At 44.4% G+C, this 19449-nt stretch carries 22 protein-coding genes; 6 read left to right on the forward strand and 16 right to left on the reverse strand.

The annotated features are described in order from the left end of the window. Window positions 1–26 precede the first annotated feature (26 nt). From FC26_RS13250 to FC26_RS12310, 3 genes are all read left to right on the forward strand, one after another. A complete protein-coding gene (locus FC26_RS13250; RefSeq protein WP_083483861.1) occupies window positions 27–131 on the forward strand; it encodes a transposase in 105 nt (34 codons plus the stop codon). Window positions 132–475: 344 nt separating this feature from the next. Then, entirely contained in the window at window positions 476–1366 is an 891-nt protein-coding gene (gene galU / locus FC26_RS12305; protein ID WP_057781338.1) for a UTP--glucose-1-phosphate uridylyltransferase GalU, read from the forward strand. Window positions 1367–1534: 168 nt separating this feature from the next. Continuing rightward, entirely contained in the window at window positions 1535–2128 is a 594-nt protein-coding gene (locus FC26_RS12310; RefSeq protein WP_157061215.1) for a hypothetical protein, read from the forward strand. A gap of 150 nt (window positions 2129–2278) precedes the next feature. Here the strand turns inward: FC26_RS12310 and FC26_RS12315 are convergent, their stop codons facing one another. The 5 genes from FC26_RS12315 to mutY all read right to left on the reverse strand — a co-directional run bounded on the left by FC26_RS12315 (window position 2279) and on the right by mutY (window position 7825). Next, on the reverse strand, window positions 2279–2827 hold the full coding sequence (locus tag FC26_RS12315; RefSeq protein WP_057781343.1) for an LbetaH domain-containing protein: 549 nt from the start codon (window positions 2825–2827) through the stop codon (window positions 2279–2281). 194 nt (window positions 2828–3021) lie between these two features. Then, window positions 3022–3231: a hypothetical protein gene (locus FC26_RS12835; protein WP_157061216.1), complete on the reverse strand. Its 210-nt coding sequence runs from the start codon at window positions 3229–3231 to the stop codon at window positions 3022–3024. Window positions 3232–3385: 154 nt separating this feature from the next. Beyond that, complete coding sequence (locus FC26_RS12320) at window positions 3386–4888, reverse strand: glycosyltransferase (protein ID WP_057781345.1); 1503 nt, start codon at window positions 4886–4888, stop codon at window positions 3386–3388. A gap of 2 nt (window positions 4889–4890) precedes the next feature. Next, window positions 4891–6438: a glycosyltransferase gene (locus FC26_RS12325; protein WP_057781347.1), complete on the reverse strand. Its 1548-nt coding sequence runs from the start codon at window positions 6436–6438 to the stop codon at window positions 4891–4893. Between the two features lie 256 nt (window positions 6439–6694). Further along, entirely contained in the window at window positions 6695–7825 is a 1131-nt protein-coding gene (mutY, locus tag FC26_RS12330; protein WP_057781349.1) for an A/G-specific adenine glycosylase, read from the reverse strand. Between the two features lie 229 nt (window positions 7826–8054). On the opposite strand from mutY, the gene FC26_RS12335 reads away from it, so the two are divergent. Both FC26_RS12335 and FC26_RS12340 read left to right on the forward strand, forming a co-directional pair. Continuing rightward, a complete protein-coding gene (locus FC26_RS12335; protein ID WP_002816285.1) occupies window positions 8055–8306 on the forward strand; it encodes an IS3 family transposase in 252 nt (83 codons plus the stop codon). 17 nt (window positions 8307–8323) lie between these two features. Beyond that, window positions 8324–9202 carry an IS3 family transposase gene (locus tag FC26_RS12340; RefSeq protein WP_268872669.1) on the forward strand — a complete coding sequence of 293 codons (879 nt, stop codon included), beginning with the start codon at window positions 8324–8326 and terminating at the stop codon, window positions 9200–9202. 172 nt (window positions 9203–9374) lie between these two features. On the opposite strand, the gene FC26_RS12345 is transcribed toward FC26_RS12340, so the two are convergent. The 7 genes from FC26_RS12345 to FC26_RS12370 form a co-directional block, all read right to left on the reverse strand. Beyond that, on the reverse strand, window positions 9375–11852 hold the full coding sequence (locus FC26_RS12345) for a lectin-like domain-containing protein (RefSeq protein WP_338045572.1): 2478 nt from the start codon (window positions 11850–11852) through the stop codon (window positions 9375–9377). Further along, window positions 11780–12085: a hypothetical protein gene (locus tag FC26_RS12350; protein WP_157061217.1), complete on the reverse strand. Its 306-nt coding sequence runs from the start codon at window positions 12083–12085 to the stop codon at window positions 11780–11782. The genes FC26_RS12345 and FC26_RS12350 overlap by 73 nt, the downstream gene beginning before the upstream one ends. Window positions 12086–12091: 6 nt before the next feature. Next, complete coding sequence (locus FC26_RS13255) at window positions 12092–12193, reverse strand: KxYKxGKxW signal peptide domain-containing protein (protein WP_083483862.1); 102 nt, start codon at window positions 12191–12193, stop codon at window positions 12092–12094. A gap of 15 nt (window positions 12194–12208) precedes the next feature. Then, entirely contained in the window at window positions 12209–12694 is a 486-nt protein-coding gene (locus tag FC26_RS12355) for an AP2 domain-containing protein (RefSeq protein ID WP_083483864.1), read from the reverse strand. 462 nt (window positions 12695–13156) lie between these two features. Continuing rightward, window positions 13157–13603, reverse strand: a complete 447-nt coding sequence (locus FC26_RS13260; protein ID WP_083483863.1) for an RloB domain-containing protein — start codon at window positions 13601–13603, stop codon at window positions 13157–13159. Continuing rightward, the gene (locus FC26_RS12365) at window positions 13507–13734 is read right to left on the reverse strand and encodes a TOPRIM nucleotidyl transferase/hydrolase domain-containing protein (protein ID WP_057781361.1); all 228 of its coding nucleotides are present in this window, start codon (window positions 13732–13734) and stop codon (window positions 13507–13509) included. Before FC26_RS12365 ends, FC26_RS13260 begins: the two co-directional genes overlap by 97 nt. After that, window positions 13727–15019, reverse strand: a complete 1293-nt coding sequence (locus FC26_RS12370) for an AAA family ATPase (protein ID WP_057781362.1) — start codon at window positions 15017–15019, stop codon at window positions 13727–13729. The genes FC26_RS12365 and FC26_RS12370 overlap by 8 nt, the downstream gene beginning before the upstream one ends. 409 nt (window positions 15020–15428) lie before the next feature. Here FC26_RS12370 and FC26_RS12375 point away from each other — a divergent pair, with 409 nt between their 5' ends. Further along, complete coding sequence (locus FC26_RS12375) at window positions 15429–16265, forward strand: hypothetical protein (RefSeq protein WP_057781364.1); 837 nt, start codon at window positions 15429–15431, stop codon at window positions 16263–16265. 67 nt (window positions 16266–16332) lie between these two features. Here the strand turns inward: FC26_RS12375 and rfbD are convergent, their stop codons facing one another. The 4 genes from rfbD to FC26_RS12395 form a co-directional block, all read right to left on the reverse strand. Next, window positions 16333–17172: a dTDP-4-dehydrorhamnose reductase gene (gene rfbD, locus FC26_RS12380; protein ID WP_057781366.1), complete on the reverse strand. Its 840-nt coding sequence runs from the start codon at window positions 17170–17172 to the stop codon at window positions 16333–16335. A 79-nt stretch (window positions 17173–17251) separates the two neighbouring features. Beyond that, window positions 17252–18280, reverse strand: coding sequence for a dTDP-glucose 4,6-dehydratase (gene rfbB, locus FC26_RS12385; RefSeq protein ID WP_057781368.1), 1029 nt, complete (start codon window positions 18278–18280; stop codon window positions 17252–17254). Window positions 18281–18292: 12 nt separating this feature from the next. Then, window positions 18293–18874, reverse strand: coding sequence for a dTDP-4-dehydrorhamnose 3,5-epimerase (rfbC, locus tag FC26_RS12390; protein ID WP_057781371.1), 582 nt, complete (start codon window positions 18872–18874; stop codon window positions 18293–18295). Between the two features lie 6 nt (window positions 18875–18880). After that, window positions 18881–19449: sugar phosphate nucleotidyltransferase (locus FC26_RS12395; RefSeq protein ID WP_268872668.1), on the reverse strand; the 569-nt coding region annotated here is incomplete at its 5' end.

The raw sequence follows: 19449 nt of genomic DNA on the forward strand, positions 1-19449 counted from the left end.
GAACGTAAGTTCCCTATAATATTATAATGAAAACACTGCGAAAAATCGTAGAGCTAAATGAGGTTACAATAGAAAAAATGGAAATCATACCAGACCATGTTCACATGTTGATAAACTTCGCCTTATACTAATATCGTGAAAGCATTTAAGAGTGCCCACTGCACACATTTTTCGAAAAGCATCCAGAACTAAAGTAACAAAAATTCTGGAGAGGCCATCTAAAGTCTCTCATAGTTACTACATGAATATCTTAGGCAACATAAGCAATAAGCAAAGAATATATCCAAAATCAAAATAAAAACGCCTTACGGCGTTAATGCATGGGCATTCATCTACCTGATTAAAATCAGGAGATTTCTGCCATATTGCTAATTAAAATTAAAAACTATACCACTTGGTCATTACCTTTAATATTTTTTGTGCTACAATGCCTAGTATGAGCATTAGTGTTAGATTACGAAAGGAAACTATACCAATGAAAAAAGTTAGAAAAGCCATCATCCCCGCGGCTGGTTTAGGAACCCGGTTCTTACCCGCTACCAAGGCCTTGGCAAAAGAAATGTTACCAATTGTCGATAAACCAACCATTCAATTTATCGTCGAAGAAGCCAAAAAGTCTGGCATCGAAGACATCGTCGTGGTTGACGGCAAAAGCAAGCGTTCAATCGAAGATCACTTCGATTCTAACCCCGAACTCGAAAAGAATTTAACTGAAAAACACAAGGACGAAATGTTAAAGTTGGTTCAAGAAACCACTGACATCAACCTATACTTCATTCGTCAATCACATCCCCGCGGCCTCGGCGACGCTGTCTTGACCGCTAAAGCCTTCATCGGCGACGAACCTTTCGTTGTGATGCTTGGTGATGACCTGATGAACGATAAGGTGCCATTAACTCGTCAATTAATGGATAGCTTCGAAGAAACCGGTGCCTCCACCTTAGCCGTTATGAAGGTGCCCCACGAAGATACCTCAAAATACGGTGTCATCAACCCCATCGCCGAGGTTCAACCGGGGCTTTACAACGTTGAAAACTTTGTTGAAAAGCCCAAGCCTGAAGATGCACCAAGCGATTTGGCCATCATCGGGCGTTACCTGTTAACCCCTGAAATCTTCGACGTGCTCGAGCACACCGAACCTGGCAAGGGCAACGAAATCCAACTGACCGACGCCATCGACACATTGAATACCACCCAACGTGTCTTCGCCCACGAATTCAAGGGCAAGCGGTACGACGTTGGTAACAAGTTTGGCTGGATTCAGACCAACATTGAATACGGGTTAACCCATCCCCAAGTTAAGGATGAACTCCGTGAGTACATCAAGACTCTGGGGGCTAAGCTAGAAAAAGAAGACTCCAAATAGATCGCTAGATTTATCGCGCGCATCAATCCTTCAGTGGGTTGACGCGCGTTTTTTGCGTCATGACCGGTATAAGTCGGCGTTCAGAACGAACACATTTTGAAAGCGAAGCGATCGTGGCACCAATCTTGTGCCATAATAGGCTTAATACATCACGCGGCACTTTCTACTTTGGGAGGAGTTAGAATGAAACATTTCGGTATTTTCACCGCCACTCTTATCTGTACCGTCCTGCTGTTGGCCTCGTGTACTAGTGCCCATCACAAAGCCGGCGCCAGCAGCTCAACGACGAGTAGTATCAAAACGTCCAGAGCACTTCAAAATCCGGTCGAGCGAATCGTGCCCGCTAACATGCAGGGCAACTGGTACGCCGTGATGGACGACGGCTCATCAATTAAGCTGACCTTCACGCCATCAACGATGACCGCCTCTGGCGCAGATGGTGGCACGGCGATCTTCCACAAGACCGGCAGCAATCCCAGTCAAGTACCGGCACCCGTCCAGAAAAAATGGGTCCGCGGCACGATGACCACCATTCGGCATATTCGTTACCTAAATATGCATGCCTGGGACCAAACCACCGGTCCCGGATCGTTCTATGGCGTCACCACTGAAGCCTATAATGGTCAGCCCACCACCGTCCTTGTCGAGGGTCAAGGCACAACGGCTCAGACCGCCATTCTCTACTATCGAACAGCTGCCCAGGCGCGCCAAATGCGCGGCGTGACCGTTGATGCCGACAGTCGGTTAAATTATCAGAACTAAAACAAGCTAGACAAAAACGTTAATTTTTGTCTAGCTTGTTTGTATATCCGAACCTTAATCGTCGCCAATAAAAAAATCGATGGGCGTTCACTCGCCTGCGGCTCCAATCGGGTAATTTTCGAAATCATTCATGAAATCACGCCCCGGCAATTACATCGTGACCACTTTTGCGCCCCACTGATGGTCGATAATGGTGGCTGGGGTACCCCCGATCGTCACATGATCATGTAAAAAGGGATGGTTGACCAGCGCATTCGCTTCGACTGCCACATCATTACCCAGGGTGACATGATCAATCAGCTTCGCTCCCGGTCCAATTTTGCAGTCGTTGCCAATCAACACCGTCCGTTCATCATCGACCCCAATATGGACCCCCTGATGCAGTTCGCAGTTACGCCCCACACGTGCATTTTCACTCACCACCAAGGAACCATGGTGCTTAATATGTAGACCAGGGCCAAAAACACGAGTTGGCACATCGAACCCTAGTTTAAGTCCCAACCGATGATGGCGGTAAGCATAGTAGCGTCGGCAGATCCCATTTATCAGACCAGACTGGTATTCAAAGTATTCATGCTTGCGCAGTATAATTTCAAACCGCCACACCTCATCTCCTAACAATCGTGGTCGACCAGTTTTCCCTAGGGCCTCGCGGTCAGCCGTCAAAAATTGGATCAAGTCAGCTTTGGTTTTGATCATGTCGTATCTCCTCCTCGGAACTCGGTATCGGTCATCACTGCGTGTCGTCTGCTCGAAAGTTATTCGAATTAATAATCATTATCATAAGTATTCCTTATATATTATCCTATCTTAGTTTCACACGAATGCAAACGGTTTTATTATTTTCTTCAACCATTGTCTGCAGGCGCATCGCTCATACCAAGCCAACCGGATTAAGCCGACCGCTTCTGGAGGGTGCTCACCACTAGGTACCGGACATTGCTAATTAACCCCTTGGTCTCCGCAAACTCGGTCTGCCAGTCGTGACCAACGTACACCCATCCCAATCTCCCCACCAGCACAATGCCAAATAGTCCCCCGACGTTAAGCCACGCGTTGGTGAATAGCTGAGCCGTTAAATAATTGGCAATTAGCAGCAGCACGAGTACCAGAATTTTTTTATAATAAATATTAGTTTTTGCTTAAGCAAATGTAATTATTGTATCATCTGCTCCCAGATTCTAGCCAATAAAAAAGTTCTGCTATCCAAAATTAGACAGCAGAACTACATTTTTAATTTTAAATTGACGGTCGTGACTACCCCTTAATGACCGTTTGCCACTGCTTCCAAACATGTTGCGCATCCACGGCGCGACTAAGTTCATAAGCCTGAGCGCTCATCTTTTGAAGCCGGGCCGGATTCTTCAATAGTTTGACGGCCGTTTGGATCATCTTAGTCGGCGTATTTGGTGCGATCAAATACCCATTCTTACCATTAGTAATCAGATCACTTGGTCCGTACGGATAATCATACGCCAATGCGGGTACCCCGTGACCTAGGGCTTCAACCAGTGACAAGGGTTGCCCATCAATCCGTGCGCAATCGAGATACAGTTGGGCATTCTCATAGACCGAGCTCGTATCTGGTAGATACCCCGCAAATGTGACAAGCCCTTCTAACCCAGCATTTTTTACTTGTTCTTCGAACTTCGCCACATCAGCACCCTCACCATAGCCATAAAGCGTTAGAGTGGCGGTTGGAATCTGGTCATGAATCCCCTGAAAGACCTGAATGACCTGATCGATTTGCTTGTCAAAGCCTAAGCGCCCCACATGAATGATCCGGTTGGGCTGGCGTTGGGCCATTGGCACTGGTTCACCAGTCGCCGCAATCCCACCAGAAACCTGATAGATCTTAATTTGCCGCTTGAATCGTTTCTTCAAATCCGCCTTTTGCTGCGCGGTCATCACGATCAACCCGTCAAGCCGACCGATATTGTCCCGATTCAGTGCCTGCTGGTACACGCCACTCAGCACGCCTGCTACCGGATCATTGCCTTCAGCAACGTGATTAATCGGTAACCAGAGCAATTTTTTAGCCGGCGTCATCATATCCATCACCGGATTGTTCGCCATTGCCGGCCGATCCGCAATGAAGGTATTATCCTCAGCCGTGCTGTTATTCAGCTGGTCAAGGAAAAACGTAAACAGGTCATCGATCGTATCAAAGTAGTAATCGTGCCCCTGATAATTGATCAACCGGTTAAGAGAATTAATCGGTGTATTTTCGGTTGATTTAACGTAGTAGCGTTCCATGTACTTCGTTTGGTCGGGACGATACAAGGCTTGGTAATGCATCTGGCCATCCTGACCGAAGAACTCATCCGCCGTCTTGAAGCCGCGGATATCATACTGCTCGCGGAGCGTCAAATTACCACTCACATCAAAGTAGTCGATATTGCGCACTCGGGCCACCGTGCCGGGAGCAAAGTGAACCTCCCCGACAGTGCGACTGCCATCGCTAAACGTCCGAAAGTTATTGCCCGTGGTGAACTGATAATCGGTACTGAGGTGTAGCGCGTCAAACTTCAACGGCTCCCCCGTATAATCAGTGGTTCCCGCAAAAAAATCAAACATGTTTTGTACTTGATCATCGGCCAGCCCAAACTTTTTAATCGTGCTGTGTAAAACCGGATCAAAGTCGCGAGTCACAATTTTGGCGGGTGTCTCGAACTGCTGAAACAATTTTACCCGCGCAAACTCGGCGTGTTCGACACTGGAATTTTGACTGAGAATATATTGGTTTACAAAATAATACATCGTTAGCGTGCCTCCCGTGTTTGATACCACTGATCGGCATCTGCGATCAAGTTTTGCCATTTTTTCATGATATTAGTCTCCGAATAGCGTTCACTATCAGCATAGGCCTGTTCGCTAAATTGGGCCAGTCGGTTTTGATCACTCAACAACGTCGTGATCGCGGTTGCGAGACCATCGACATCACCATTTTGGGTCAGATACCCATCCTGCCCGTCAACGACCACATCGGCCGGGCCATAGTGAATGTCATTGGCAATAATCGGCAGACCGTGCGACTGCGCTTCAACCAAGGCCAACGGCAAGCCCTCTGCCCGACTGGGGAGCACAGACAGCTGGGCATGGTCGTAGACACTCGCAACGTCATTGGTGTATCCCCGAAACTTGATCGATTCAGTCAGGTGGGCATCTTCCACCTGTTGTTTGAGTTGCTTACCGGTATCACCATTTTCATAGCCCCAGAAATCAAGCGTGGCCTGTGGCAGTTGCTCGTGAACCTGTTGCCATGCCCGAATCAAATGATCCTGCTGCTTTTCTGGTGACAGCCGCGCCACCATGACAACGTGGTACGGCTGCCGCTGAGTAAAGTCAACATGCGTTGCGTTAAGCTGAGTGGCCGGAACGATCGGCCCTGGAATCTGGAATAGCTTGGCCTTGCCGGTCCCGAAGCGGTCGTGCATGTCGCGATCTTGCTGGGATGTCAAACTAATTACCGCGTCCCAACAATCAAACTTGTTCAACCCGTACTCGTAGTTGTAGTTCAGTGGTGAATGGACCATATCGGTCACATCATTCACGTGACTATTGTGCAACTGAAAGGCCCGGTAAACGTGCTGGTTCATATGCAATACCGACCAGCCCAACTCGTACGACCGGTCCGTGATCAACACTGGCCGATCATTATCATTGATATCGGGATCTGTGACCAACTCATCAAAGAAGAAGCGGGTCAGTTCATCGAAGTTCGCGAACTGGTACGACCGGCCCCGATAGTTAAATAGATGATAGCTTTCGACTGCCTGCCCCCGCTTGTCGAGTAACCGCGACTTTTGGATGGCGATACTGCCATCCAGCCGCAGATAATTTTCGGTGGCAATCTGGCCATCCCAATCATAAGCGTGCTCTACCGAAATAAAGCCCCGGTCATCATACCAGTCCACTTTTAGCAATTTGCCAAAATGATCAAAGTACTGAACATTCTGGACCCGCTTGTCACTTCCACGCTTAACATACATAATCCGATTATTGTGTCGGTAATAGTTATAGCTATCCCCATCGGGAACCCGCTTCCAGCTTGGATCTAGTCGTAAATTTTGAATGCGAATTTTTTTAGACTTCACTTCCCGCGTTCCCTGAAAGTAGTCGTATAGGTTAATTAATTGTCGGTCCGCGATACCGGCCGCATTGGTGACTTCATGCAGGTCGGTCGCAAACTGGCGCGTCACAATCTTTGCCGGTACTTGAAACTGATTGAACAAGTTTAACCGCTTAATTTGGGCGTGTTCAATCCCCGACTTTTTTTCTTGAATATTATCATTTAAAAAATAAAACATCTATGCACCCCTGATTGACGTCATCGTTTTTGCAGTTGTTCACGTTCATTCTATCAAATTTTGCGGGAACTGGGGGATGATAACGGGTTACGTTTTGGTTAATATTGGATGTCGTGTTGGGGGATGAGGGTGGATTGTTTCAGTAAGAGCAACATAAAAACGCACTCGGATAGAGTGCGCCCGTTAATCCATGACATGGCGAATTGGTCAGGATTTATTCAATTTCATTCACTATAAATATCTACAATGTAGTAATCTACTTTCCCACACGTGCCCACATCTTTTCCTGCACTTTCGGCCAAGCAATTTGATCAAACTTCGTGACATTCAGCCATTCACCCGGAAAATAGCTTAAATCAGGGCGTTCATTCCAGATTACCTGTAGTAATGTGATTGTCCATTTTTGATGCGTAAACGTGTGCGTCACCGGTCGTCCTTGTACTGGTTTCAGGGAAACTTTGAACCCATATTTTGTCATTAAATACTGACGCAACAATTCTAGTATCTCCGAGTCCGTTGGCTCATTATCCCCAGAATCTGTATCCCCAGAATCCGTGGCCACCAATACGTCCGCTTGCTTAACCAGTGGAAACGTCCAAAAGTTAGCCAGTAATCCGTTACTCGGTCGTTTTTCCATCAAGTACTGATTAGCATCTGGCATAACTAAACCAAAGTACGCCACTGGCTTGGGCCGTGGCTTCTTCGTTTTAACCGGATATTGATCCTCAACACCATCCAAATATGCCTGATTAAACTGACGCACGGGAGAGTGTTCCGAGTCCGGATTCTTGGCGCTCATATAGCTCGCACCAAGATCCATAATTGCCTGATTAAAGTCCCCCGGACGGTCAGGCGAAATAATCCGCGTAATTACCTGTTCAAAAATCTGCCGTGTCTGCGGTTTGGCAATGTCAGCGTCAATTTTTAACAGGCGTGCAAATACCCGAAACGCGTTGCCATCGACTGCCGGCACGGGTTGATCGAACGCGATGCTTGCAATCGCGCCGGCCGTATACGGTCCAATTCCTGCCAGTTCGCGCAATCCATCTGCCGTTTGCGGCCATTGTCCGTGGTAGTCAGCGACAATCTGTCGGGCCGCCTTCTGCAAATTACGCGCCCGTGAATAATACCCGAGCCCTTCCCAAGCCTTCATTAATCGTGCTTCTGGTGCTGTCGCAAGCTCTTGTACCGTCGGAAACCACGTCATAAACCGTTCGTAGTACGGAATCACCGTATTCACCTGGGTCTGTTGCAACATAATTTCTGAAATCCAAACGTGGTACGGATCATGATCCCGTCGCCACGGTAAATCACGCCCATGAGTATCGTACCAATCAAGCAGTGTTTGCCGAAACGCATCAATCGTATCTTGTGACCATTCAATCATCAGTAATTTTCTCCGTTCGTTAAATTTACTGCTATTTATGGTCTCATAGTGTCTGGTCGTGCGCAACTGATTTGAAACATGCCAAGTTAGTTATATCTGACTCAAGATATAAGTCGGCATCTTAGGCAAAAGAATTACTAGATAAACTTGGATGTAAGCTGATTCCTGAGACAACTTTTAAGAGAGCGTATAATGAATAAATCGTCTCTCAAAAGGAAAGAATTTTTACATGCCAACTCGTTACGACAAAGAATTCAAACAAAACATCATCAACCTATATAAGCAAGGCGAATCAGCCGCCCAACTGGCCAGAGAATATGGCATTGGCTATTCAACCGTTCATAAGTGGATCCAGGGCCAAGCCAAAACTCAATCCGGTAAATCGCCAGACGAAATTAAAGCGATGGAAAAGCGGCTGGCTTCCCTGTCTGAGGAGAACGAAATCCTAAAAAAAGCCCTGGGCTTCCTTGCGCAGAAGTAACCAATATTTTTGATTACATTCACCAAGAAAGCCATCACCACCAGGTAACTAAGATGTGCCGAATCCTCGGTGTTTCCAGAGCTCAGTATTATCGTTATCGATCCCCAAAGCCTTCAAAACGCCGGGCCGAAGATGCGGACTTAAAACAACGGATTCTGCGGATCTTTGCGGAATTCAAGCAGCGATACGGCGTTATGAAGATCCACCATGAATTGAATCTGGAACTTCAACCACTGCAGCGTCGGTGCAGCCCACGACGGATTTCCCGGCTCATGAAGGAACAGGATATCCACTCCGTTACCGTCAATAAATGGAAAGCGGCTTCGGCTTCCAAAACCAAGGTTGAACAGCGTCCCAACTTGCTTAAGCAGGATTTCTCGACCACTGGTTTAAATCAAAAATGGACCGCTGATATGACCTATATTCAAACGAAGCGTAATGGCTGGTGTTACTTATCAACCATCATGGACCTGCACTCACGACGGATTATCGGCTATTCATTCTCAAAAAAGATGGCTACTGATTTAGTCTTAAAGACCCTGGAAAGCGCGGTTAAAAATCGAACCATCACTGGGGACCTGATTATCCATACGGATTTAGGATCACAGTATACCAGCGATGATTACAATCAACGTTTAACTGAACTACATATCCGCCACTCATACAGCCGTAAGGGTTGTCCGTATGATAATGCGCCAATGGAATCTTTTCATGCTTCCCTCAAAAAGGAATGTGTTTATCCAGTGCCGGTCTTTGAGAATTATGAAACTGCCGCTGCTGTCCTTTTTGAATACGTGCATGCTTTCTACAATAGGAAGAGAATTCATAGTTCACTGGGCTACCAGACCCCCTTACAAGTTGAAATCGCAACACTTACGAGCCAAATGGCCGCCTGATTTAATGCTTTCCATGGTTCAAATAAGTTATTAATCACGATTAATGATTTATTTGAGCTGTGGAAGGTAAACGCGGTTCTGAATGTCTCTTAAAACCTGTCTCAAATATTGACTTCAATCCACCATAATGTGTCAGTCATCACGCATCATAGAATGGACAAATACATATTAGTTATTTACTTTCTTTTCGCTCTTTTCTATCCATCATAGTTAGTCCTGATAAACCAAATGTCATCGCAAGTAACCCGAAGATCCCGAAGTGTTCTGACTGGTTACCAGTTTGTGGCAAAGTCTTTGTCCGCCGTGTTTGACTAGTTGTTTTACGCGTGCCAGTATCCGTTGCGTTTATCGCTACCGGATTAGTGCCTATTTGCTTACCATCCACTTCTGATCTTGGCGTATTTGTCTTACCAGTCAAATCATTATCCAGCACAGTCGTGTGTGGTGCATCCGTTGGTACTTGGCTCTTCTGCCAGACATGGGTACTACCGTCTTCCGTTGGAGTAACCCCTAAATTACCATTTGGATGGTCCGCCGTTGTTGTGTGTGGCGCATCCGTTGGTACCTGACTCTTTTGCCAAACATGCGTACTACCATCTTCCGTTGGGGTGACCCCTAAATTACCATTTGGATGGTCCGCCGTTGTCGTATGTGGCGCATCCGTTGGTACTTGGCTCTTTTGCCAGACATGGGTACTACCGTCTTCCGTTGGAGTAACCCCTAAATTACCATTTGGATGGTCCGCCGTTGTTGTATGTGGCGCATCCGTTGGTACCTGACTCTTTTGCCAAACATGCGTACTACCGTCTTCCGTTGGGGTGACCCCTAAATTACCATTTGGATGGTCCGCCGTTGTCGTGTGTGGCGCATCCGTTGGTACCTGGCTCTTTTGCCAGACATGGGTACTACCATCTTCCGTTGGAGTAACGCCGTGTGATAACACAACCACATAATTCAGCTGTCCCGGTATCATTATCAGTTGAGCAGCTCCATTGGTACCATCACTGATTAGATAGTAACCGGCCTGCTGGTAGGCTGTAATACGAGCTAACGCAGGATTATCAATCGTCATTCCCGTCTGACCTGTCATCGTACTCATATCCAAAACCTGTCCACTGACTTGATCGATATATTTAACCGTCAGTGTTTGTGTCAAGGGCGTATACGTCACAGTGATATCTTGTGGCTGATTGCCATTCTTCAGTGAAATTTCGTCAACCGTCTGAATATCAGGTTCATATCCGCTAATCGATGGTGTTACAACGCTTGCCATCGTTATCGTTGAATAGGTGACTTGTTTTGTTACTAAATCAGTGTCTACCGTGTACGTTGCTGATTGCTGAACCGGCACCGGTGTTGCCAAACCCGCCCCCTGGTACGTGATTGTCCGAGTCACAGATTGTGTACTTTGTTGATGCCGGTGCGTTAAATGAACTTCATAGCTGGTATCTTGTTCACTCGGTACAAATGTAAAATCAGTCGGAAACTCATTACTTTGGACGTCATACCCATCGTCCGTATAGGAGTTGATTGTCTGCTGAATATTAGCTGTCTCGTCATTTTTACCAGACAAAGTCTCCGTTTTAAGTGTGGTACCTGTATCATCGTCAATATAGTTGACTGTCACCGAATAGGCCCGCTGTAGATAAACTGTGACCGTATTTTTAGAATTATCATTTGTAATTGTGACCGTGCTGCGGGTGTTCGGGTTAACAAGTGTGTATCCTTGGGTCTGCAAATTATTGATCGTTGTCAGATAATCTGGTTGATCTTGCACAACCACCGTCGAATTCAAGGTGCCCCGCACGTCCTTATACGCAAGCTGCGCATTAGTATCTTGATCCACGTATTTGATATGAACCGTTCCGACGGCATGATAGCTAAAGGAATGCAATGTAAACGTCTGCTTGCTATGGGCGGCGCCAGTCGAGCCAGCAATGAAGAACGAAACTAGACCGTCGGCAGGAATATAGTTAGAAATATCTTCACTCCACGTGAGCGTTTTTGCTAACGTTTCGTACCATCTATCTGTGCTAGCTGGCTTTGTTAACGTGATCGTCAATGTATGAGTTGCCGCCGTGTAGTAGACATGTAACTCTGTATACGACGAATCAATCGTCTGCGCTGATTTTTTATCCGTATCAATCGTTAATCCATTAGCATCCGTCGTTACAAAGGCGCCAAATTGATTCATTCTATCTGGATCAGAGCCAAAGTATGGGTAACCGGTCGTCGGATCAATATCTTCATTTCCCGCACCAGCATTGTTATAGGTATCAGCCTTCCAACCAAAGGCCCCTGGTAATGTCGCAAAACCAAGCGAACCACCTTTACGCCCAACCTGATCACTATTACCAGTATGGAATCCAACCGAAATCCCATCTCCTTCGCCAAGTTGAACGGTCGCCGTCATATCAAAGTCATAGTTCAAATCAATTTGAGAATTTAACGTTAAATTACCAGATTGATCCGTCTTATTGGGTGTCAGCGTCACGGTCGCGTCACCACGAGATGTGTCACTTACACTAGCATTACCATTTGCCTTAAAGTTATTCGTTACATCCGTCGTAGATCCCGTTAAATCAAGATTCTGACTTTGATCATCAGTATCAGTGATTGCTTCAGTTGTCGGTTCACTTGTTGTGTCGATGCACTCTCAGATGTTTGTGCAGCCACGCTAGTTTGCGTTGCTGCTTGAGCTACTGGAGCCACACTAGCTGCTGCCTGTGTGGGCACCTCTTCAGTACCACTAGCAGCTGATTCTGTTGTGTCGGTTACCGTCGAATTCGTCGCGGCCGGTTCACCACTTGTGACAGTTGCACTACTCGTCAATGTCGTTGTATCAGCTAATACCTCAGGTACATTAATTTGAGTAATTGCCACGCCCACTCAAAATGCAGCAACTCCTGCAATCAGCCACTTACGCCCGGCCTTATACATTTTAAAATGCAGTTTAGCGTCTTCCTCATTCATGTGTGAAACATCCCCCATTTTCTACTCCAAGTTCTATAACTCTTTTTCCTTCGTTTTCGTACGGTTTGGAAAATACTGCTTTTCAGCCTCTTCCCGTGCTTCAATGGCTTCTTCCATCGTCGCAAATGACTTCAACAGTACGTATCGATTTTTAAACATCAACCGAGCAAACCAGGTATCTGATTTTTTATCGTACGAAACCCCAATATGCCCACTTTTGTTACGGGCCGACCTATTAATCGAAATGTAACTAATGCCATCCTGATTGACTAAGGATTCAGTTCTACCAGTATGTTTATGCATTTCAACATTGTTTTTAAATCGGTCACGCATCACATCGCGTCGGAGACAGCCACAGCTACGAGTAATCCCATGACGTAGTCTGACACCTGTAACAATTACCCGATTACCACAGTCACAATGGCATAGCCAGCGCGCGTTACCGCGTTTATCACTACTCTCGGACTTAATCACAGTTAATCGTCCAAAGCGTTGATTCAATAAATCATTCTTTTTCATATCATTTACCGATTGATCATTATATTTTTCAATGATCACTCACAAAAGTTGGTTAACACAGGCTACTTATTTAAAAGCATCAATTATATTTTTGTTATGCATGTAGCACCACATCTGTGAGCTTCTTCGGATTTAGCCGCCTCCTTTGCTAGTCATGACATATTTTGGTTTAATTTTTATCAAGTGAAGTGCGAAACGTGTGTTTTAGGGTACGCCCTAAAACACGTGCTACAAGTTGCATGTTCATAAATTTACACATAGCCTGATGATCAATTTTCTGTTTTAGCTACTATTTGAAATAAATTTATTTATTTTTCTTACAAAGCTCAAAACGACTGGTATCCATGGACGAAACGCTTCTCAGGTTATTGAAATGCCGTTTTGTGTATGGCTATGTGCACAATATAATAGGACACGAAACCAGACCTCTGATTGCTTAAGTAACCTAGAATTATTCCAGCATCAGAACGTATCTACCGGAAATATATCATGCAAATATTTACTAATATTAGTATACGGATCATATTGGTACCAAAGGCCAGGCTTATTTTTCAGCATCTCATCGCCATTACGCTTGGCGAGATTGATCTTATCATAAAGAAATTCATCGTACGGCTTACCTTTAAATTTTGAATAATCTGTATTAAAATACTTCTGCCCAGATAACACTCGATTGAGTTCCTTCGCGGAATATACACGATTAACTTTTTGAAAATGCATTAAAATCCATACTTCCAAGCAAATGCTTGAAAACATAATTCGAATACCATTTTCTCTAGCATACGTATTACACTCCTCTAACTGTTCTTTTTTTAGATCATCCCGATCGAAAATAACGTATGCGGCATCAACTTTTTTATTTTTTTGAGCAGTGCCATCCCTTTCTTGCCACCATGAACAGAAATGGATATCCTTTCTGCCGTCACATTTACCTTATTATATTTTCCAATCAACATGTCAAAATATTGTTTTTCAGATGGACCTTCGCAAAAAATACGAATTATTTTGTTTGTTGGTATACTTTGTGACCTTCTAGGCATGCCCTTGCTCCTTATGCTCAGGATTGCCCATTTGTAACACTTCTAGCATTTGGTCAACTCTAATAGCAGGCATTGCACCAAATTTCCCTTCAATATACCGCCGCATATAGCCAATATCACCTCGACCAACATGCTTACTATCCTTAAAATCAAAAATAGATTTTAACGTGCTTCTTCCTCTAAAGTCTTTTTCCATCAAGTAAATTTGATCCGTACGCAATTGGCTGTCCAATAGTTGCAATTCATGAGTTGTCAAAATGAACTGGTTTAAGTTTGGATCAGAGTTAAAGACCTGCATTAACGCACTAGATAATTCCAAATGGAGCGAATCATCAAATTCATCAATGATAATTGTTTTACGATTGTCATTTACTTGTGCATTGATAATTGTCAGTGCGATTAATAAAATTTTTCGCGTCCCTCGAGATTCCATCTCAAAAGGTAGCTCCATCTTGCCCACAACATCCCCGCTACGATTATATTTTTTGTGTACAGTAAATAACTGTAATGCTGTATCAGGAATTTTAGGTTGTTTATGATTTAATGTCGTCAAGAGACTCTTTAACTCGTCCGGCAATGCAAGCATCTTTACTTCGCGCACATTAACATCTTGAATGTTAAAATCTGCCATCCGCAAAAAACGAATCAATTCGACTTTTACTGTTGGCCGTTCCAACAATTTTAATAATGAATTAGGTATTCCATTGTTTCCAACAAATACTAGATCGTTTACAAACCATTTAAAAACATTACCTGCAACCTTATCGTTAGCTTGCTGTGCTGTATACAAGAATAATGCATTTGGTCTAGTTGCCTCAGAAACTGTTTTTAAAGCATCCGGTAATACTGAATATTCCTGATTTTTTCGAGAAAAGTAAAGGCTCTCTCTTTTACCTGCAATAATCGCCAATTCTTCTGAAACAATATGATCTTCCAAAAATGAAATTTCATATCTATAAGTTTGTTGTTCATAACTGAATCTGATTTTCATTTTTACGGGATGTGGATCAAGATTGTCCATTGCAAAAGGATGATATGGGAGCGTATCATTTACCGTCGCTAAGTTATGACGGACCATACTTTTCATTAAATGTAATCCATCAATCAGATTTGATTTCCCGGCTCCATTAGCTCCAACTATAATCAAGCTCTTTAGAAGTTTGATGCCATTTTCTGTCGTAGTATTAGTTTTTTTCAAACGAGTCAATCTTTCACCCGTTTCCGCAGAGAAAATCATTTCATCCTTAATGGATAAATAATTACTAATCGTAAAATCGATTAACATGCTTAATCCCTCCAATAAGACGTTTTTGACTGATAGTATCTTCTCATATTTAGCATCCTTTTTCAAGCGTAATTACAAGTATTTGTGAACATATCCATAATTAGGGAGGTGTATTCCACACTAAATTAACTAAAATCACGTTTTTTTGTGATTTTATGTTGTATTTCCCGGAATACGTGTTAATATGTAGAATATAGAAAAAGGCCTTGGTAGCAGTTGCACCTGCCACTAAGACCAAGTCACGACGGAAACCGCATCAATAAATACAGTTCCAACGATTAAGATAGACACTCTTTATCTTGGTACATAATAGCATTATGACTCACACGTATCAAGATCAAGTCCCAAATTTTGTTGACTGTTTCTAACGCGGCACTTCTATAAATAATTATAGAGGAGCTAGTATATTATGCTTTTTTCAAAAATGTACCATGTTAACGATAATACCTTTTTCGACCCTAATCTAAACCACGATCAAGTAAAATTTATTGATCCAAATAAACTTGTCGCAATTCGCACCCATGGATTCAATGGTGACGCAGTTGATAAAAACTACTATGCATTTTTCAACGCGTTATGCGAAACTTACCTTAACGACAATACCCAGTTGGCTCATCAACTCTTAGCAGTTCCGCACGAGGAAAATGGTACGCGGATTGGTTATGCTAAAGCACCAAATAAAGGTCGCGGAGTAAGTCCCCAAATTTTAGACCATACCATGCAAACAATCATGGTCTCACCTGTAAATCTCGAACAAGTGAAGCACCATCCTGAAGTCTTATCACTATTTGCTCAAAATTTCGACAGAGATCGATTATCAGATCTCATTACTAGTATTAACTGTCTGGAATTGGTACGGTACACTGAGTATATTTGCAACAGATACTATGTGCCAATGGTACCCGGTATCGAAATTACGTACTTTGACTGTATCTGTCTTCAATGGAAAAAACGTCAAGTGGCTTTACCAACTGACCAAGCAGGTCGGCGAATCATTTTAATACCAAACGGTGCTGTTGTAGATGGCTATATTTTCAGTGCAGGATCTTTTGTTCAAAAAAAGCTGCTAACTTCCAGACAGCGTTTTTATGAAGAACAGGGACACCCACTTACTAAAAAAAAGATTCGAGCACGTGAAGTGCAACCACTCGGACCCGGAATGACCAAACAGTATGCGTTGCAACAGGTACTCCAAAATCCATTTCTACTAGATGAGTACCTTAATCTGCTACGACTCACTGCATAAAAGCAATTTTGTCTATCTTAATCTAGAAAAGTCGGTCATATTCTAACGACCGACTTTTTATATACCTTTAATCAACAGATCTTAAAAACTTCCCCAACGCCTCTTCCCACGTCGGTACCACAAACCCAGTCGCCTCAGCCTTATCCAAGCTCATAATCGAGTGCGCTGGCCGCTTTGCTTTCTGCGGGTACTGCACTGAAGTCACCGGTAATACCTTTGTATCCGTATCCTTCAAAATCTCACGCGCAAACTCATACCACGTGCACGAATCATCGTTTGATAACTGATACGTCCCAAAGGCCGCCTGGTTCTTCACCACGTATAACATGAATTGCGCCAGTGTATTTGTCCAAGTTGGCCGGCCAACCTGATCGTTGACCACCGTCAACGTATCATGCGTCTTGGCTAGATTTAACATGGTATAAACAAAGTTCTTTCCATACTCACCAAAGACCCATGACGTCCGGATAATGTAATAGTTATCCGACGCTGCTCGAACCGCATTTTCACCTGCCAGTTTGGCCCGGCCATATTCGTTTTGGGGGTTCGTGGCGTCATCAACCTGATATTCGCCTTCATTCGTGCCATCGAAAACGTAATCCGTACTGATATAAACTAGTGTTGCACCCACTTCAGCGGCGGCGTCTGCCACATTCTTCGTGCCATCCACGTTCACGTGCCAGTTCAACGTCTTCCCATCGTCCTCAGCGGGATCAACCGCGGTATAAGCGGCACAGTGAAAAATAACATCCGGCTTTAAGTCGCGAATCTTATCAAAGACCAAGTCACGATTAGTGATATCCATATCTTTCGCGTCGTAGCCCCAATAGTTCAGGCCACGGTCGTCCATCATCTTCGACAGTTCCGTTCCAAGCTGTCCGTTCGCACCGGTTACTAAATATTGCATTCTAATTCCTCCAAAAAGGAGTCGAAGCCACCTGACTTCGACTCCTTATCGTTTAATTTAGTTAGTCATTCTAAACACGTTACTGACCATTTTTAGCGTACTTAGCTTCAACGGCGCCCTTCTCCGCTTTCCACCAGTCTTCGTGTGCTGTATACCAGTCAATCGTGTGTTGTAAGCCACTCTTAAAGTCCGTGAATTCAGGCTTCCACCCGAGTTCTTCACGCAGTTTTGTTGCATCAATGGCGTACCGCAAATCATGACCGGGCCGATCCTTAACTTGATCATAGGCATCACTTGGTTGCCCCATCATTTCCAGAATCAATTCCAGCACTTCTTTGTTGTTCTTCTCACCGTCGGCCCCAATCAGATAGGTTTCCCCAATCTTGCCTTCCGTCAGAATCTTCCAAACAGCTCGTGAATGATCATTGGTGTGAATCCAGTCACGGACATTCTTACCTGAACCATATAATTTCGGTCGAATGCCGCTCAAAATGTTAGTGATCTGCCGTGGAATGAACTTTTCAATATGTTGGTAAGGCCCATAGTTATTGGAGCAGTTCGAAATCGTCGCTTTTAGCCCAAAGGAACGGACCCATGCCCGAACTAATAAATCTGAACTGGCCTTTGATGATGAATAGGGGCTACTTGGCTTGTAGGGTGCGTCAGGAGTGAACTTTTCCCCCACGCCCTCGCCATGGCCTGGCAAGTCCTCACGCAGTGGTAAGTCACCATATACTTCATCCGTTGAAATATGGTGATAACGTACGTCGTACTTGACGCAGGCACTGATTAAGACTGACGTGCCGACAATGTTGGTTTGAATAAATGGGGTTGGATCAATCAGCGAGTTGTCATTATGACTTTCAGCTGCGTAATGCACGACCGCGTCCGTCTTCGAAACTAAGCGATCAACCAGCTCCTTGTCACAAATATCGCCAACTACCAGTTCAACCCGCTCTGCGGGAAGGCCAGCTAAATTGGCCTTGTTGCCCGCATATGTCAATTTATCCAGTATCGTTACATGAATGTCTGGATGGTTATTCACCACGTAATGAACAAAGTTAGAGCCAATAAACCCGGCTCCACCGGTTACAATAATATTTTTCATGGTTATCTACCCCTAAATTTCGCCGTACTTAAACGGATTGTCTTTTTCGAATTCCGTCAATGATGGTTGCGCGGCATCTTTTTCAGAGGTAATCGCCTTATCAAAATCGATTGGCCAGTCAATGTTTAGTTCCGGTGTCTTAAATGAAATACCACCATCAGCTTCTGCGTTGTAGTAGTTATCACACTTATAAAGGAAGTTAACATTATCCGTCAAAGTCAAGAAACCATGGGCAAAGCCCCGTGGCACCAACAATTGACGATGATTACTTGCAGAAAGAATGTAGCCTTCCCACTGCTTGTAAGTTGGTGAACCAGCCCGCACATCCACAATCACATCTAACACGGCACCAGTGACCACCCGAATCAACTTTGTTTGGGCAGCTTGGCCTCGTTGAAAGTGTAAGCCACGCAGTACACCAGCTTGCGTTGATAGTGACTGGTTATCTTGGATAAAGTCGAAATTAATGCCCGCCGCTTTAAAATCACGATCAGAATAGGTTTCAGTGAAAAAGCCCCGGTGATCGCCAAACACAGCTGGTGTGATAATCTTGACATCTTGTAATTTTGTATCTTTAACAATTAACTTTCCCATGATTGATTAGTTCTCCTCTGCTAAACGCAACATATATTGACCATAATCATTCTTCTTCAGTGGCTGAGCCAACTTGATCAGTTGATCCTTATTAATATAGCCCATCCGATAGGCAACTTCTTCAATGCAGGCAATTTTCAAGTTCTGACGTTTCTGCACCGTCGCAATAAACCCAGCAGCTTCATTCAAAGACTCATGGGTCCCCGTATCCAGCCAAGCATAGCCGCGACCTAGTAACTCGACATCCAACTGCCCCTTTTCAAGGTATACCTTGTTCACATCGGTAATCTCCAATTCACCACGTGGTGATGGCTTCAAGTTTTTGGCAATGTCCACTACTTGGTTGTCATAAAAATACATTCCCGTGACGGCATAATGACTAGCTGGATGTTCAGGCTTTTCCTCAATCGACTTCACATGATGATTAGCATCAAATTCGACCACCCCAAATCGTTCCGGATCCGTAACTTGGTAACCGAAAACAGTTGCCCCAACTTGTTTCTGAGCAGAACGCTGCACTAACGTAAGCACGTAATAACAGACCGGCAAAATTAATTGAGCCATCACCTCGAATT

Source organism: Paucilactobacillus vaccinostercus DSM 20634 (assembly GCF_001436295.1).
Classification (GTDB): Bacteria; Bacillota; Bacilli; order Lactobacillales; family Lactobacillaceae; genus Paucilactobacillus; species Paucilactobacillus vaccinostercus.